We start from the raw sequence: 16,741 nt of genomic DNA, 5'->3' as shown, positions 1-16,741 counted from the left end.
CCGCGGCGGCGGCAAAAGACGGGGCGCGCATCGCGATCCCGTTATCATCGACATCCGTTCATTCGAATTCGCCCTCACGTCATGCGCCTGCTCGGAATCGACCTCGGCACCGGCTCCGTCAAACTCGTCACGCTCGATGCCGACGGCGTCGAGCGTGCGGTTGCGAGCGAACCCTATGCGCTGTCGTCGCCGCAGCCCGGCTGGGCCGAGATCGCGCCCGACACGTGGTGGCAGGCGCTGGTGCGCGCGGCCGCGCGGCTGCCGGCCGGCGAGCGTGCGCAGGTGGCGGCGATCGGGTTCTCGGGGCAGATGCACGGCGTCGTGCTGATCGACGCGGCCGGGCAGCCGGTGCGGCCCGCGCTGCTGTGGCCCGACACGCGGGCGGTGCGCGAAGCGGATGAGGCCGGCTGGCCCGTCACGGGATCGCCCGTCGCCGGATTGCCCGTCGCCCCGAATCCCGTCGCGCCGGGGATGGCCGGCCCGCTGTTGCGCTGGCTGGCCGCTCACGAACCCGATGCACTGCGCGCCGCGCGCTGGGCCGTGCAGCCGAAGGACTGGTTGCGCATCGCGCTGGGTGGCGACGTCGCGGCCGATCCGAGCGACGCGTGCGCGACCGCGCTCGCGACGCCCGACGGCGCATGGGATCTCGCATTGATCGACGCACTCGGCCTGCCGGCCGACCGGTTCGCATCGGTGCAGCCGTCGACCGCGCGCTGCGGCACGCTCGGCGCACCGGCGGCGACGGCACTCGGGCTGCCCGCCGGCGTGCCGCTGGCGACGGGCGCGGCCGACACCGCATGCGCGGCCCTCGGCAGCGGGCTCGCCGCCGCCGGCGATGCGCTGCTGACGACGGGCAGCGGCGGCCAGATCGTCGTGCTCGCGGATGTGCTGCCGCCCGCGCGACGCGGGCTGCATCGCTATCGCGCGGCGGCCGGCGGCGGTTATTACACGATGGCCGCGATGCAGAACGTCGGGCTCGCGCTCGAAGCCGTACGCGGCTGGCTCGGCTACGCGCAGTGGGCCGATGCGTACGACGATGCGTTCGCGCAGGCTGCGTCGGAACGCCTGTGCTTCCTGCCTTACCTGACGGGCGAACGTTCGCCGTGGATGAACCCCGACGCGCGCGGCGGCTGGCTCGGCCTCGGGCTCGGCGACACGCGCGGCGCGATGATGCGCGCCGCGTTCGAAGGCGTCGCGTTCGCGTTGCGCGCCGGGCTCGATGCGATCCGCGACACCGACCGCGGCGACCCGGTGGCGACGCTGCGTCTCGCGGGCGGCGGCTCGGTCGATCCGCGCTGGCGCCAGCTGCTTGCCGACTCGCTGGGCGCGTCGCTTCACGCGATCGACTGCCCGAACGCCGCGACGCGCGGCGCCGCGCTGCTGGCGGGTGTCGCGATCGGGCACTGGCGGGAAGACGCGCTGCACGCGCTGGCGCCGGCCGCGTCGCCGGTTGCCGAGCCGCGTGACGATCGCTCGCTGGCCGCGCGCCATGCGCGCTTCATCGACCTGTATGCCCGGACGGATGCATGGTTCACGACGGGCGCTTAAAATCGGGCACTTGTTCTTTTGCGTCAGCGATGACGCATCGTGGCAAGCCGGCGGCCGTTTCCCGCACGCGATGCGCGGCGGAACCGGCCATCATGGCGAGCACGAGATTCTTTCGCCGTGCCGCGCGCGACGCCGCGCGGCACGGTTTCGACAGCTTTGCATGGAACCCGGTGCGAAGCATTGGGCCGGCGTCGGTGCTGGCGCACTCACGCCGGTCGACATGAGCGCCGACGCGCGAACCCGGGCCGACCTCACACACAGACAGGAGTCACACGATGAAGACGAAAGCCGCGATTGCATGGAAGGCGGGCGCACCGCTGACGATCGAGGAAGTCGATCTCGAAGGGCCGCGCGCAGGCGAAGTGCTGATCGAGGTGAAGGCGACGGGCATCTGCCACACCGACTACTACACGCTGTCGGGCGCCGATCCGGAAGGGATCTTCCCGGCGATCCTCGGCCATGAAGGCGCGGGCGTCGTGGTCGACGTCGGCCCCGGCGTCGGCACCTTGCGCAAGGGCGATCACGTGATTCCGCTCTACACGCCCGAATGCCGCGAGTGCAAGTTCTGCCTGTCGCGCAAGACCAACCTGTGCCAGAAGATCCGCGCGACGCAGGGCAAGGGCCTGATGCCCGACGCGACGTCGCGCTTCTCGCTCGACGGCAAGCCGCTGTTCCATTACATGGGGACGTCGACGTTCTCGAACTACATCGTCGTGCCGGAAATCGCGGTCGCGAAGGTGCGCGAGGACGCGCCGTTCGACAAGATCTGCTACATCGGCTGCGGCGTGACGACGGGCGTCGGCGCGGTCGTGTACTCGGCGAAGGTCGAGGCCGGCGCGAACGTCGTCGTGTTCGGCCTCGGCGGGATCGGCCTGAACGTGATCCAGGGCGCGAAGATGGTCGGCGCGGACAAGATCATCGGCGTCGACATCAACCCGAAGCGCGTCGAGCTCGCGAAGAAGTTCGGGATGACGCACTTCATCAACCCGAACGAAGTCGAGAACGTGGTCGACCACATCGTGCAGCTGACCGACGGCGGCGCGGATTACTCGTTCGAATGCGTGGGCAACGTGAAGCTGATGCGCCAGGCGCTCGAGTGCACGCACAAGGGCTGGGGCCAGTCGTTCATCATCGGCGTGGCGGCAGCGGGCGAGGAAATCAGCACGCGTCCGTTCCAGCTGGTGACGGGCCGCGAGTGGAAGGGCTCGGCGTTCGGCGGCGCGCGCGGCCGCACCGACGTGCCGAAGATCGTCGACTGGTACATGGAAGGCAAGATCAACATCGACGACCTGATCACGCATACGCTGCCGCTCGAGCGGATCAACGAAGGCTTCGACCTGATGAAGGCCGGCGAGTCGATCCGCTCGGTCGTGCTGTACTGACCGGGAGCGCACCGCGATGCTCGAACTCGTTTCCTCGCATGCGTGCCACGGCGGCGAGCAGCGTTTCTACCGTCACGATTCGGCGGCCATCGGCCTGCCGATGAAGTTCTCGGTGTATCTGCCGCCGCAGGCCGCGCACGGCCGCGTGCCGGCGCTGTTCTATCTCGCGGGGCTCACGTGCACCGACGAGACGTTCGCGATCAAGGGCGGCGCGCAGCAATACGCGGCGCAGCACGGCATCGCGCTCGTGATGCCGGACACGAGCCCGCGCGGCGCGGGCGTGCCGGGCGAGACCGATGCGTGGGATTTCGGCGTCGGTGCGGGCTTCTATGTCGACGCGACCGAAGCGCCGTGGTCCGCGCATTACCGGATGGAGTCGTACGTGACGGGCGAGCTGCGCGAACTCGTCACGGCCGAATTGCCGATCGACGGCGCGCGGCTCGGGATTTTCGGGCACTCGATGGGCGGGCACGGCGCGCTGACGCTTGCGCTGCGTCATCCGGGCCTGTACCGGTCGGTGTCGGCGTTCGCGCCGATCGCCGCGCCCGCGCGCTGCCCGTGGGGCGAGAAGGCGTTCTCGGGCTACCTCGGCGACGATCGCGACGCCTGGAAGGCACACGACGCGAGCGAACTCGTCGCGCGCGCCGATGCGCCGAAGTTCGCGGACGGCATCCTCGTCGATCAGGGCCTCGCGGATCAGTTCCTCGCGAACCAGCTCAACCCCGACGTGTTCGAGGCCGCGTGCGCGAAGGCCGGCCAGCCGCTGACGCTGCGCCGCCATCCGGGCTACGACCACGGGTACTACTTCATCTCGACGTTCATCGCCGATCACATCGCGCATCACGCGCGCGTGCTCGCGCGATGAGCGGGAAGGGGAGCACATAACGCACACGGCGCGCCGCGCGATCGCGGGCGCATAAAAAACGCCGGCGTTGCCCTCGGGCACGCCGGCGTTTTTTATTTTCGTCGGGCGGCGATCCGTCGGGCGGCGATCCGTCGGGCGGCGATCCGCCGGGCGGCGATCCGCCAGGCGTCGTCCCGCCTCGCGTCGATCAGTGGCGCCGCAACAGGCTTGCGCCGTACACGAGCGCCGACAGCGCGGTGATCCAGAAACTCGTCGGCCAGTCGGTGTGATACGCGAGCACGATGCCGAGCCATGCCTCGAACAACGAGAACAGTGCGGCGAGCAGCACGCCGGTCGACAGCCGCGTCGTCACGTTCTGCGCGGCGGCAGCCGGCCCGACCAGCAGCGTGAACACCAGCAGCACGCCGACGATCTGCGTGGCTGCGGCCACGGCGAGCGCGCACACCGCGAGGAACAGCATCGACACCGTGCGCAGCGACACGCCCTTGGCTTCGGCCAGTTCGGGCTGCAGCGACGCGAACAGCAGCGGCCGCGCGATCAGCGCGAGCGCGAGCAGGCTCACGGCGCCGATGCCGGCGAGCACCGCGAGCGTGTCGTGGCTCACCGCGAGCACGTTGCCGAACAGCAGCGCGGTGACCTGCGTCGCGAACGACGTGTAGAAATGCAGGAACAGCAGGCCGAAACCCAGCGCACCCGACAGGATCACGCCGATCGCGACGTCGCGGCCCGCGAGCTTTTCGCCGAGCGCGCCCATCCCGATCCCGGCCGCGAGCGTGAAACCGACCATCCCCCAGATCGGCGAGATGCCGAGCAGCACCGCGCCCGTCGCGCCGGTGAAGCCGACGTGCGACAGCGCATGGCCGGCGAAGGTCTGCCCGCGCAGCACCAGGAAGTAGCCGACGATGCCCGCGAGCACCGCGACGATCCCCGACGCCGCGAAGGCGTTGATCATGAAGTCGTATTCAAACATCGTGCGAGTGCCCGGGATGAGCGTGTCCGTGGTGGTGATGACCGTGGCCGCCGCCACCGCCGTGCGAGTGGCCGTCGTCGTCCTCGTGTTCGTGGTCGTGCTTCTCGATCTCGACGTCGCCCGACATCACGAAGATCTTGCCGTTCACGCGCATCACGTCGATTGGCGATCCGTAGAGCCGCGACAGCACGGGCTTCGTGATCACCTCGTCGACGGTGCCGAGCGCCGCGACGCCGTTGCCGAGATACAGCACACGGTCGAGCGCGTTCAGCAACGGATTCAGTTCGTGCGCGGAGAACAGCACGGTGATGCCGAGCTCGCGCTGCACGTTGCGCACGAGCTCGACGACGCCGCGCTGGTGGTTCGGGTCGAGGCTGATCAGCGGCTCGTCGAGCAGCAGCAGCTTCGGGCTGCCGAGCAGGCATTGTGCGAGCAGCAGGCGCTGCCGCTCGCCGCCGGACAGTTCCGACAGCGGCCGGCGGGCAAGCGCCGGGCCGCCGACGAGATCGAGCACGCGGTCGACGTCGCGGCGCGTCGCCGCGTTCGTGTGTGGCAGCCCCCAGCGGTGGCCGTCGGCGGCCATCGCGACGAAGTCGTAGCCGCGCATCCGGCGGTTCGCGAGGCCGCTGCGAATCTGCGGCATGTAGCCGATCGACGGGTTGCCGCGTACGACCGGCACGCCGCCGACGGACAGCGTGCCGGCCGACACGGGCACGAGGCCGAGCACCGCGCGCATCAGCGTCGTCTTGCCCGCGCCGTTCGGCCCGAGTACGCCGACGAATTCGCCGGGTTCGATCGCGAAGCTGACGTCGCGCAGGATCGTGCGTCCGCCCAGTTCGAGCGTGACGCGATCGACGGCGAGTGCGTGGGGAGTGGCGGTCATGGCGTTACGGTCGTTTATTTCTTGCCGGCGGCGAGCGCGGCCGAGAGCGCGTCGAGCTGGCCGGCCATCCATTGCTGGAAAGTCTTGCCGGCCGGCTGCGTCTCGGTGACGCTGACGGTCGGCACGCCGCCGTCGCGTGCGATCTTCAGCATGCGCTTGGTCATCGGTTCTTCCGCTTGGCTGTTGTAGATCAGCGCGCGTACCTGCTTCTTGCGCAGGTCGTTCTCGAACGCGGCGACGTCCTGCGCGCTGGCTTCGGTGTCGTTCATCGTCGCGAGCTGGAAGCGCTGGTTGCGCATGTCGAGGCCGATCGCGTCGGACAGGTAGCCGAACACCGGCTCGGTGGCCGTCACCGGCACGCCCTTGTACTGCGCGCGCAGCGCGGCGACCTTGTCGTCGACGGGCTTCAGCGACGCGACGAACTTCTGCAGGTTCGCGTCGTATTCGGCCTTGTGCGCCGGATCGGCGCGGCCGAGTTCGGCCGCGATCGCGCGTGCGGCGGCCGGCATCGTCGCCGGGTCGTACCACAGGTGCGGGTTGTCGCCGGCCTTCTTGCCGACCAGGTCGGCGACGACGATCGTCGCGCGCTTCGCCTGCTTCGACGCGCCGAGCAGCTTGCTCATCCACGGATCGTAGTTGGCGCCGTTGTAGATCACGACCTGCGCGTGCTGGAGCGCGCGGGCCGTCTTCGGGCTCGCTTCGAACAGGTGCGGATCCTGGTCGGGATTGCTGAGGATGCTCGTCACCGCGACATGGCTGCCGCCGATCTGCGACGCAACGTCGCCGTAGAAGTTCTCGGCGGCGACGACGTTGACGGTCGCGGCCTGCGCGAACGCGGGCGCCGCGAGCGACAGCGCGGCGGCCGTGGAGACGGCGGCGGCGAGCCAGCGGACAGGCGTCAGGGCGCGCCGCGGCGCGCGCTTCAGGGCAATGGGCATGGAACTCCTCGTTGGAAGGGGCGGCGCATGTGCCGCCCGATACGCGTCAGCGTTGCGCGGGCTTGCGCTTGCAGTGTCCGCACAGGCCGCTCAGCTCGACGACCTGATGGTGGACTTCGAAACCGTGCGCGGGCTCGCTCGCGGACAACTGCTTCGCGAGGTCGCCGCCGGGAATCTCGACGGTGTCGCCGCACGAATCGCAGATCAGGAACTGGCCTTCGTGCGGGACGCCGATCTCGCAGCACGCGAAGAACGCGTTCTTCGATTCGATCCGGTGGATGAAGCCGTGCTCGACGAGGAAATCCAGCGCGCGGTAGACGGTCGTGGGCGGCACGCGGCCGCGCTGCGGCTCGAGCTCGGCGAGCAGGTCGTACGCGCCGATCGGGCGCTGCGCGGCGAGCACGCGTTCGTAGACCTGGCGGCGCAGCGGCGTCCACGCGAGCCCGTGCTCGGCGGCGAATGCGTCGGCCCGGGACAGCCGGGCGTCAATGGACGATGAGGTAGCCATGGCGTGAAGCTGGGCGTGAAACAAAGTATGGCGATGATATAACGTATCGCCGCGCCGTGCAGCGCGAATTCCCCTTTTCGTTCTCGCTCCGTCCCCTTCATTGCCGATCCGACCGCGCCGCACCGCGCGCGCCGCGCCTTGCCGGGCGCGCGTGGCGGGCCGCCGCGGTGCGCCGTCGTGCCGCAGCGCATCATAGAAAGCCGTCGTGTTGCCTTGACAGCGCGAATCGCGTATCCGATCATTCGATCAACAATAGAGCAATTGATCGGTTGGCGAGCGTTAGTTCATATCGCGGCCGTCGTAAAGCAGAACGAACCGGAGACAGCCAGTGAGACTGGAAGACAAGGTTGCGATCCTGACGGGCGCCGCAAGCGGCATCGGCGAGGCGGTCGCGCAACGCTATCTGGACGAGGGCGCGCGCTGCGTACTCGTCGACCTGAAGCCTGCCAGCGGCTCGCTCGCGCGGCTCATCGAGGCGAATCCCGGCCGCGCGGCGGCCGTCACCGCGGACGTCACGCGCCGCGACGACATCGAGCGCATCGTCGCCACGGCGGTCGAGCGCTTCGGCGGCATCGACATCCTGTTCAACAACGCGGCGCTGTTCGACATGCGCCCGATCCTCGACGAATCGTGGGACGTGTTCGACCGGCTGTTCGCGGTCAACGTGAAAGGGCTGTTCTTCCTGATGCAGGCGGTCGCGCAGCGGATGGTCGAGCAGGGGCGAGGCGGCAAGATCGTCAACATGTCGTCGCAGGCCGGACGCCGCGGCGAGGCGCTCGTTTCGCACTACTGCGCGACCAAGGCCGCGGTGATCAGCTACACGCAGTCGGCCGCGCTCGCGCTCGCGCCGCACCGGATCAACGTGAACGGTATCGCGCCCGGCGTCGTCGACACGCCGATGTGGGAGCAGGTCGATGCACTGTTCGCGCGCTACGAGAACCGGCCGCTCGGCGAGAAGAAGCGGCTCGTGGGCGAAGCCGTGCCGCTCGGCCGCATGGGCGTGCCGGGCGACCTGACGGGCGCCGCGCTGTTCCTCGCGTCGTCCGACGCCGATTACGTCACCGCCCAGACGCTGAACGTCGACGGCGGCAACTGGATGAGCTGACTTGACGCCGCTCGCACGCGTCACCTGCCGGCCGGCCTGCGACAGGGCGGCCGCGCCGCTCACCGCGGCCGCCGTCGAACGAGGAGGGCACGCCTGATGGCAGAGATCGTCGTCGCCGGCGAACTGCTGGCCGAATTCGTCGCCGCCGAGCGCGGCCAGGGTTTCGATTCGCCGGGCCTGTTCGCCGGGCCGTTCCCGAGCGGCGCACCGGGGATCTTCGCCGACCAGGCCGCACGGCTCGGCGCGCGCGTCGCGTATGCGGGCTGCGTCGGCCGCGACGCGTTCGGCGATGCGATCGTCGCGCGGCTCGAGCGCGACGGTGTCGACGTCGCGCGCATCCGCCGCGTCGCGCGTCCGACCGGCACCGCGTTCGTCGCGTATCGCGACGACGGCTCGCGCAGCTTCGTCTACAGTCTGTCCACCAGTGCGGCCGCGTGCGTCGAGGCGTCCGATGTCGATACCGCGATGTTCGACGGCTGCCGCTATTTCCACGTGATGGGCTCGTCGCTGACGAGCGAATCGGCGATCGCGGCCGTGCAGCGCGGCGTGATCGAGGCCGCACGCGCCGGCGCGAAGGTGTCGTTCGATCCGAACGTGCGCCCCGAGATGCTGAGCTTTCGCCCGATGCGCGCGGCGCTCGAGACGATGCTCGCCGCGTGCCACCTGTTCATGCCGAGCGAGGCCGATCTGCCGTTCTTCTGCGGGCCGCAGCCGGCGGAGCGTGCGATCGCGGGCCTGCTCGCGACCCATGCGCTGCTCGAGCGTGTCGTGCTGAAACGCGGCGCGCAAGGCAGCGTTGCATTTGACCGCGCCAACCGCGTCGAAGCACCGGCCTTTCAGGTCGACGAAATCGATCCGACCGGCGCCGGCGACTGCTTCGGCGGCACGCTCGTGGCGAGCTTCGTCGCGGGCGTGCCGATCGATGCCGCATTGCGCCGCGCGAACGCGGCCGGCGCGATCGCGGTCACGCGGCGCGGCCCGATGGAAGGCAACAGCAGCGTGGCCGAGATCGACCGCTTCCTGACCGAACGAGGTATCGCATGTCCGGCCTGACGACCTTCGCCGAACGCCCGCGCACCGCCCATGCGGACGCAGTGCTGCGGATGATCTTCGATGCGAACCGCGCCGACGCGCAGCGCGGCATCTATTCGATCTGCAGTGCGCACCGGCTCGTGCTGGAGGCCGCGTGCGAAGCGGCGCGCGCGGATGGCTCGCCGCTCCTGATCGAGGCGACCTGCAACCAGGTGAACCATCTCGGCGGCTACACGGGCATGACGCCCGCCGATTTCCGCCGCGACGTCGACGCGATCGCCCGGCGTTGCGGGCTGGCGCCGTCGGCGCTCGTGCTCGGCGGCGACCATCTTGGGCCGAACCCATGGCGGCACCGCCGCGCGGCCGATGCGATGCGCGAGGCGGGCGCGATGGTCGCCGCCTATGTGGAAGCCGGCTTCGAAAAGATCCATCTCGATGCGAGCATGGCGTGCGCGGACGATCCGGTGCGGCTCGACGATCGCACGATCGCCGCGCGCGCGGCCGAACTGTGCCGCGTGGCGGAAGACGCGGCGGCGCGCACCGGCATCGCGCCCGTCTACGTGATCGGCACCGAGGTGCCGACGCCGGGTGGTGAAGTCAGCGGCAACAACGGCCACGGCGGCGATGCGGCGATCGCGCAGATTGCGGTCACGCGCAGCGACAGCATCGCGGCGACGCTCGATGCGCACCGCGCCGCGTTCGCGGCGGCCGGGCTCGACGACGCGTGGGCACGCGTCGTCGCGATCGTCGCGCAGCCGGGCGTCGATTTCGACGATCGCCACGTGCTCGACTACGACAGCGCGAAGGCCGCGGCGCTCGGCGCGAGTATCCTGCAGACACCGCGCCTCGTGTTCGAGGCCCATTCGACCGATTACCAGACCGAGGGTGCCCTCGCCGCGCTCGTGCGGGACCACTTCGCGGTGCTGAAGGTCGGCCCCGCACTGACGTTCGCGCTGCGCGAGGCGTTGTTCGCGCTGACCTTCATCGAGGACGCGCTGACCGGCGACGCCGGGCAGCGCTCGCGGTTGCGCGACGTGGTCGACGCCGCGATGCGCGCGCAGCCCGAGCACTGGGCGCCGTACTACCGCGGCGACGAAACCGAGCAGCGGCTCGCGCGCCAGTTCAGCTACAGCGACCGGATTCGCTACTACTGGCTGCAGCCGGCCGTCGCGGCCGCGGTCGAGCAACTGTTCGACAACCTCGCGCGGCAGCCGGTGCCGGAGACGCTCGTCGCGCAGTGGCTGCCGGATGTCTACGCGGCGTGCCGCACGGGCGGGCTCGCGAAGGAGCCACGCGCGTGGGTGCGCCACCGGATACGCGACGTGATCGCGCACTATGCGCGCGCGTGCGGAATGCAGCGGCCGGCGTGACGGGCCGCGAAGGAAACGCAGACCCTAACAAACACAGGAGACATGCCATGCAACGAAAGATGCTCGACGCCGCCGCACGCTGCTTCGCCGGAGCCGCGCTCGCGACGGCGGCCTGCGCCGCGTCCGCCGGCACGCTGACGATCGCGACGCTGAACAATCCCGACATGATCGAGCTGAAGAAGCTGTCGCCGGCGTTCGAGAAGGCGAACCCGGACATCAAGCTGAACTGGGTGATCCTCGAGGAAAACGTGCTGCGCCAGCGCGCGACGACCGACATCACGACCGGCAGCGGCCAGTTCGACGTGATGGCGATCGGCACCTACGAGACGCCGCAGTGGGGCAAGCGCGGCTGGCTCGCGCCGATCACGGGCCTGCCCGCCGACTACGACCTGAACGACATCGTGAAGACCGCGCGCGACAGCCTGTCGTACAACGGCCAGCTGTACGCGTTGCCGTTCTACGTCGAGAGCTCGATGACGTTCTACCGCAAGGACCTGTTCGCGGCGAAGGGGCTGAAGATGCCCGACCAGCCGACCTACGACCAGATCGCCGAGTTCGCGGACAAGCTCACCGACAAGGCGAAGGGGACCTACGGGATCTGCCTGCGCGGCAAGGCCGGGTGGGGCGAGAACATGGCGTACGTGTCGACGGTCGTGAACACGTTCGGCGGGCGCTGGTTCGACGAGAACTGGAATGCGCAGCTGACGTCGCCCGAATGGAAGAAGGCGATCACGTTCTACGTGAACCTGCTGAAGAAGGACGGCCCGCCGGGAGCGAGCTCGAACGGCTTCAACGAGAACCTGACGCTCACCGCATCGGGCAAGTGCGCGATGTGGATCGACGCGACGGTCGCGGCCGGGATGCTCTACAACAAGCAGCAGTCGCAGGTGGCCGACAGGATCGGCTTCGCGGCCGCGCCGGTCGCCGCCACGCCGAAGGGCTCGCACTGGCTGTGGGCGTGGGCGCTGGCCGTGCCGAAGACGTCGAAGCAGCAGGACGCCGCGCGCAAGTTCATCGCATGGGCGACGTCGAAGCAGTACATCGAGATGGTCGGCAAGGACGAAGGCTGGGCGTCGGTGCCGCCGGGCACGCGCACGTCGACGTATCAGCGCCCCGAGTACAAGGCCGCCGCGCCGTTCTCGGACTTCGTGCTGAAGGCGATCGAGACGGCCGACCCGAACGATCCGTCGCTGAAGAAGGTGCCGTACACGGGCGTGCAGTACGTCGGGATTCCTGAATTCCAGTCGTTCGGCACGGTGGTCGGCCAGTCGATCGCGGGCGCGGTCGCGGGCCAGATGACGGTCGACCAGGCGCTCGCCGCCGGTCAGGCCGCCGCGGACCGCGCGGTGCGGCAGGCCGGCTACAAGAAGTAACGCGCCGGCAGTCACGCGGCCCGCGGCGTGCGCCGTTGCGCATGCCGCGGGCCGGCGAAGCCGAAAGGCGGGCGGGCCGTTCGCGCCCGCGCATCAACCGGAGGAACGCCGATCATGCGTCATTTACGTCTTCCCCTGAGTCACGCTCACGCGCCGTCGGTCGGCGACGCGGCGTCGCCGCCCGGCGCGCCGCGCCGTGCGCGCGGCGGCGCGAGCTGGCTCGTCTCGCCTTCCGTCGCGGTGCTGCTGCTGTGGATGTCGATCCCGCTCGCGATGACGATCTGGTATTCGTTCTCGCGCTACAACCTGCTGAACCCGGACGTGAAAGGTTTCGCCGGGCTCGACAACTACCGCTTCCTCGCGACCGATCCGTCGTTCCTGCCCGCGATCTGGCACACGCTCGTGCTGATCGGCGCGGTGCTCGCGATCACGGTGGTCGGCGGCGTGCTGATGGCCGTGCTGTTCGACCGCAAGTTCTACGGGCAGGGCGTCGCGCGCCTGTTCGCGATCGCGCCGTTCTTCGTGATGCCGACGGTGTCCGCGCTGATCTGGAAGAACATGATCCTGCACCCGGTGTACGGGCTCGTCGCGAACGCGATGCGCGCGCTCGGGATGACGCCGATCGACTGGTTCGCCGACTACCCGCTCACCGCGGTGATCATCATCGTCGCGTGGCAGTGGCTGCCGTTCGCGTTCCTGATCCTGTTCACCGCGATCCAGTCGCTCGACCAGGAGCAGAAGGAAGCCGCGCGCATCGACGGCGCGGGCCCGATCGCGATGTTCTTCTACATCACGCTGCCGCACCTGAAGCGCGCGATCGCCGTGGTCGTGATGATGGAGACGATCTTCCTGCTGTCGATCTTCGCGGAGATCTACACGACGACCGGCGGCGGCCCCGGCGACGCGACGACCAACCTGTCGTACCTGATCTACGCGCTCGGCCTGCAGCAGTTCGACGTCGGCCTCGCGTCCGCGGGCGGGATCATCGCCGTCGTGGTCGCGAACGTCGTGTCGTTCTTCCTGGTGCGGATGCTCGCGCGCAACCTGAAGGGGGAGTACGAGAAATGAGCGACCTGACCTTCGAAGGCCGGCGCGTGCCGGCCGTGTTCGACCTCGTGCGGCGTGCGCTGCCCGGCACGCTCGCGTGGCTGATCGCGCTCCTGCTGTTCTTCCCGATCTTCTGGATGGCGATCACCGCGTTCAAGACCGAGCAGCAGGCGTATGCGTCGACGCTGTTCTTCATGCCGACGCTCGACAGCTTCCGCGAGGTATTCGCGCGCAGCAACTACTTTTCGTTCGCATGGAATTCGGTGCTGATCTCGGCCGGCGTCACGGTGATCTCGCTGCTGTTCGCGGTGCCGGCCGCGTACGCGATGGCGTTCTTCCCGAACCACCGCACGCAGAAAGTGCTGCTGTGGATGCTGTCGACGAAGATGATGCCGTCGGTCGGCGTGCTCGTGCCGATCTACCTGCTGTGGAAAAACGCGGGGCTGCTCGATACCGTGTCGGGCCTCGTGATCGTCTACACGCTGATCAACCTGCCGATCGCAGTGTGGATGACCTTCACGTACTTCAACGAGATCCCGAAGGACATCCTCGAAGCCGGGCGCATCGACGGCGCGTCGACGTGGCAGGAGATCGTCTACCTGCTGATGCCGATGGCGCTGCCGGGGCTCGCGTCCACCGCGCTGCTGCTCGTGATCCTGTCGTGGAACGAAGCGTTCTGGAGCATCAACCTGTCGAGCTCGAACGCCGCGCCGCTCACCGTGTTCATCGCTTCGTACTCGAGCCCCGAAGGGCTGTTCTGGGCGAAGCTGTCCGCCGCGTCGCTGCTGGCGGTCGCGCCGATCCTGATCGTCGGCTGGCTGTCGCAGAAGCAGCTCGTGCGCGGGCTCACGTTCGGAGCCGTCAAATGACCGCGAACGTCCTGATCTGCGATTGCGACGGTGTACTGATCGACAGCGAGGCCGTGGCGGCCGACGTGATCGTGCGCGAGCTCGACGCGCGCTGGCCGGGCGTCGATGCGCGGCCGGCCGTGATGCCGTTGCTCGGGCTGCGCATCGAGCGCGTGCTGGCCGGCGCGGGCGACGCCGTCGGGCGCACGCTGTCGGCCGGCGATGTCGACGCGATCCGCCGCGCGGTCGAGGCGGCGGCCGTCAACGCACCGATGGTCGACGGCATCGATGCGGCGCTGGACGCGATTCAGTTGACGACGGCCTGCGCGAGCAACAGCTACCGCGCGTACGTCGAGGCGGCACTGGCGCGCACGGGCCTCGCGCGCTTCTTCGGCGACCGGCTGTTCTGCGCGGATGCCGTCGCACGGCCGAAGCCCGCGCCGGACGTGTATCTCGCGGCCGCGCGTACGCTCGGCGTCGTGCCTGCCCAGTGCCTCGTGGTCGAGGACAGCGCGACCGGCATCACCGCGGCCGCCGCGGCCGGGATGACCGTGCTCGGCTTCGTCGGCGGCGGGCATGCGTCGGCCGCGCAGATCGACGCGCTGCGCGGGATCGGCGCGCGCCACGTATTCGACGACATGCACGAACTGCCCGGCTACGTCGCGCGCTGGCAGGCGACCGGCGCGGTGCTGCCGAACTAGCAACCACGAACGATTGCGCGCCGCGTTCGACGCGGCGCGTCTCGCATCACGAACGAACGGAGACAGATCATGGCAAGCGTGCTCCTGCGCAATATCGCGAAGCGCTACGACGAAACCGAAGTGCTGCGCAACGTGAACCTCGACATCGCCGACGGCGAATTCGTCGTGTTCGTCGGCCCGAGCGGCTGCGGAAAATCCACGCTGATGCGGATGATCGCGGGCCTCGAGGACATCTCGAGCGGCGACCTGCTGATCGACGGCGCGAAGGTCAACGACGTGCCGAGCGCGAAGCGCGGCATCGCGATGGTGTTCCAGTCGTATGCGCTGTACCCGCACATGACGCTGTACGACAACATGGCGTTCGGCCTGAAGCTCGCGGGCGCGAAGAAGCCCGAGATCGACCAGGCCGTGAAGAACGCCGCGAAGATCCTGCACATCGACCATCTGCTCGACCGCAAGCCGAAGCAGCTGTCGGGCGGCCAGCGGCAGCGTGTCGCGATCGGTCGCGCGATCACGCGCAAGCCGAAGGTGTTCCTGTTCGACGAACCGCTGTCGAACCTCGACGCGGCGCTGCGCGTGAAGATGCGGCTGGAGTTCGCGCGGCTGCACGACGAGCTGAAGACGACGATGATCTACGTGACGCACGACCAGGTCGAGGCGATGACGCTGGCGGACAAGATCGTCGTGCTGTCGGGCGGCGCGGTGCAGCAGGTCGGCACGCCGAACGAGCTTTACCACGCGCCGGCGAACCAGTTCGTCGCGGGCTTCATCGGGTCGCCGAAGATGAACTTCCTGACGGGCACCGTCGATTCGGTCGATGCCGGCGGCGTGCTCGTGCGCTTCGACAGCGGCGAGACGCAGCGCGTCGCGGTCGAGGCGGCGGGGCTGCAGCGCGGCGCGGCGGTGACGGTCGGCGTGCGGCCCGAGCACCTGAAGGTCGAAGCGGCGGCCACCGGCGTGGCCGTGCGGACGATGGCCGTGGAATCGCTCGGCGACGCCGCGTACCTGTATGCGGAGTCGGCCGTCGCGCCGGACGGGCTGATCGCGCGGATTCCGCCGCTCGACACGTACCGCACCGGCGAGGCGCTCCACGTGCACGCGCAGGCCGAGCACTGCCACCTGTTCGACGAACACGGCCAGGCGTTCCGCCGGCTGAGCGTGCACGCGAAGGCCGCATGACGGCCGGCCGCGGTCACAGCGGCAGGTGCGCGGCCATGTAATCGACGAACGCACGCAGCTTGGGCGTCGGGTGGCGGCCCGACGGCCACAGCACGTAGACCGGCGTGCAGCTCGCGACGTGTTCGTCGAGCACCGCGCGCAGCGTGCCGTCCGCGAGCGCCTCGCGCACGAAGAAGACGGGCAGGCACGCGATGCCGAGCCCGCGCAGCGCGAAGCACAGGCGCGCTTCCGCACTGTTGCTGACCATCGCGACTGGCACTTCGGGCGGCGTGCCCGCGCGCGGCACGCGCAGCGGCCAGGTCTCGAGCTTGCCGCTCGTCGGGAAACGGTAGTGCAGGCAGCGGTGCTGCGCGAGATCGGCCGGCGTGCGCGGCGTGCCGTGCCGGTCGAGATAACCGGGGGACGCGACGAGGTGCTGGCGGAAGTGGCCGAGCAGCCGCGACGACAGCCGGGAATCCGAGGGCTGGCCGGTGCGCAGCACCGCGTCGAACCCTTCGTCGACGACGTCGACGAGCCGGTCGCTGAAATCGATGTCGAGCTCGATCTCCGGATACGCGGCCATGAAATCGGCGAGCACCGGCAGCAGCAGCGTGCCGATCGTCGGCAGGCTCACGCGCAAGCGCCCGCGTGGCGCTTCGGCACTGTGCGTCAGTTCCTGCTCGGCCGCGTCGAGCTCGGCGATCACGCGCCGGCACCGTTCGAGAAAGCGCGTGCCTTCGGCGGTCAACGTGATGCTGCGCGTGCTGCGGTGAAAGAGCCGCACCTTCAGCCGCGCCTCGAGCCGCGCGATGCGTTTGCCGATCGCCGAAGCCGATAGCCCGAGCGCACGTCCGGCCGCGACGAAACTGCGCGTTTCCGCGACCTGAACGAACACGACGAAGCCGCCGAGGTTTTCCATGCGAGTTCCCGATTGCGGACGCCAGCGTCCGGATTGTCCGGAACTCTACCCCGGTTTTTCTTCTTGCGTCGGCTCCCTACGATGAGCGCTCGTT

16 protein-coding genes are annotated in these 16,741 nt (G+C 69.4%); 11 read left to right on the top strand and 5 right to left on the bottom strand.

The features are described from left to right. The first annotated feature begins 81 nt into the window (after positions 1 to 81). The 3 genes from VK92_RS11395 to fghA all read left to right on the top strand — a co-directional run bounded on the left by VK92_RS11395 (position 82) and on the right by fghA (position 3,795). Entirely contained in the window at positions 82 to 1,548 is a 1,467-nt protein-coding gene (locus VK92_RS11395) for a xylulokinase (protein ID WP_048024972.1), read from the top strand. 275 nt (positions 1,549 to 1,823) lie between these two features. Then, positions 1,824 to 2,930 (top strand): S-(hydroxymethyl)glutathione dehydrogenase/class III alcohol dehydrogenase, encoded by a 1,107-nt coding sequence (locus tag VK92_RS11390; protein WP_011353045.1) that lies wholly within the window; start codon positions 1,824 to 1,826, stop codon positions 2,928 to 2,930. A gap of 16 nt (positions 2,931 to 2,946) precedes the next feature. Continuing rightward, entirely contained in the window at positions 2,947 to 3,795 is an 849-nt protein-coding gene (gene fghA, locus VK92_RS11385; protein ID WP_048024970.1) for an S-formylglutathione hydrolase, read from the top strand. A 187-nt stretch (positions 3,796 to 3,982) separates the two neighbouring features. On the opposite strand, the gene VK92_RS11380 is transcribed toward fghA, so the two are convergent. From VK92_RS11380 to VK92_RS11365, 4 genes are read right to left on the bottom strand one after another with little or no spacing between them, the layout of a single operon-like run. Beyond that, positions 3,983 to 4,765, bottom strand: coding sequence for a metal ABC transporter permease (locus VK92_RS11380; protein WP_048024968.1), 783 nt, complete (start codon positions 4,763 to 4,765; stop codon positions 3,983 to 3,985). Next, positions 4,758 to 5,648 carry an ABC transporter ATP-binding protein gene (locus VK92_RS11375; RefSeq protein ID WP_021159524.1) on the bottom strand — a complete coding sequence of 297 codons (891 nt, stop codon included), beginning with the start codon at positions 5,646 to 5,648 and terminating at the stop codon, positions 4,758 to 4,760. Before VK92_RS11375 ends, VK92_RS11380 begins: the two co-directional genes overlap by 8 nt. Before the next feature lie 14 nt (positions 5,649 to 5,662). After that, positions 5,663 to 6,586, bottom strand: coding sequence for a metal ABC transporter solute-binding protein, Zn/Mn family (locus VK92_RS11370; protein ID WP_048024967.1), 924 nt, complete (start codon positions 6,584 to 6,586; stop codon positions 5,663 to 5,665). 46 nt (positions 6,587 to 6,632) lie between these two features. Continuing rightward, positions 6,633 to 7,094, bottom strand: a complete 462-nt coding sequence (locus VK92_RS11365) for a Fur family transcriptional regulator (RefSeq protein ID WP_011546084.1) — start codon at positions 7,092 to 7,094, stop codon at positions 6,633 to 6,635. Between the two features lie 328 nt (positions 7,095 to 7,422). Here VK92_RS11365 and VK92_RS11360 point away from each other — a divergent pair, with 328 nt between their 5' ends. From VK92_RS11360 to VK92_RS11325, 8 genes are all read left to right on the top strand, one after another. Next, positions 7,423 to 8,199, top strand: a complete 777-nt coding sequence (locus tag VK92_RS11360) for an L-iditol 2-dehydrogenase (protein ID WP_048024966.1) — start codon at positions 7,423 to 7,425, stop codon at positions 8,197 to 8,199. A 96-nt stretch (positions 8,200 to 8,295) separates the two neighbouring features. Further along, entirely contained in the window at positions 8,296 to 9,252 is a 957-nt protein-coding gene (locus VK92_RS11355) for a sugar kinase (RefSeq protein WP_048024964.1), read from the top strand. Then, positions 9,240 to 10,601, top strand: a complete 1,362-nt coding sequence (locus VK92_RS11350; protein ID WP_048024962.1) for a D-tagatose-bisphosphate aldolase, class II, non-catalytic subunit — start codon at positions 9,240 to 9,242, stop codon at positions 10,599 to 10,601. Before VK92_RS11355 ends, VK92_RS11350 begins: the two co-directional genes overlap by 13 nt. 47 nt (positions 10,602 to 10,648) lie before the next feature. Next, positions 10,649 to 11,974, top strand: a complete 1,326-nt coding sequence (locus VK92_RS11345) for an ABC transporter substrate-binding protein (protein WP_021159529.1) — start codon at positions 10,649 to 10,651, stop codon at positions 11,972 to 11,974. 114 nt (positions 11,975 to 12,088) lie between these two features. Next, a complete protein-coding gene (locus VK92_RS11340; RefSeq protein ID WP_048024960.1) occupies positions 12,089 to 13,042 on the top strand; it encodes a carbohydrate ABC transporter permease in 954 nt (317 codons plus the stop codon). Further along, entirely contained in the window at positions 13,039 to 13,890 is an 852-nt protein-coding gene (locus tag VK92_RS11335) for a carbohydrate ABC transporter permease (RefSeq protein ID WP_027789251.1), read from the top strand. Before VK92_RS11340 ends, VK92_RS11335 begins: the two co-directional genes overlap by 4 nt. Beyond that, entirely contained in the window at positions 13,887 to 14,570 is a 684-nt protein-coding gene (locus VK92_RS11330) for an HAD family hydrolase (RefSeq protein WP_048024959.1), read from the top strand. The genes VK92_RS11335 and VK92_RS11330 overlap by 4 nt, the downstream gene beginning before the upstream one ends. Before the next feature lie 69 nt (positions 14,571 to 14,639). Further along, entirely contained in the window at positions 14,640 to 15,749 is a 1,110-nt protein-coding gene (locus VK92_RS11325; RefSeq protein WP_021159533.1) for an ABC transporter ATP-binding protein, read from the top strand. A gap of 13 nt (positions 15,750 to 15,762) precedes the next feature. Here the strand turns inward: VK92_RS11325 and VK92_RS11320 are convergent, their stop codons facing one another. Then, positions 15,763 to 16,647 (bottom strand): LysR family transcriptional regulator, encoded by an 885-nt coding sequence (locus VK92_RS11320; protein ID WP_048024957.1) that lies wholly within the window; start codon positions 16,645 to 16,647, stop codon positions 15,763 to 15,765. Positions 16,648 to 16,741: the final 94 nt, after the last annotated feature.

This window comes from Burkholderia sp. LK4, from assembly GCF_001043615.1.
GTDB classification, from domain to species: domain Bacteria; phylum Pseudomonadota; class Gammaproteobacteria; order Burkholderiales; family Burkholderiaceae; genus Burkholderia; species Burkholderia cepacia.
Note: the sequence above shows the minus strand (reverse complement) of the source record. Positions and strands in the feature narration are given on the sequence as shown.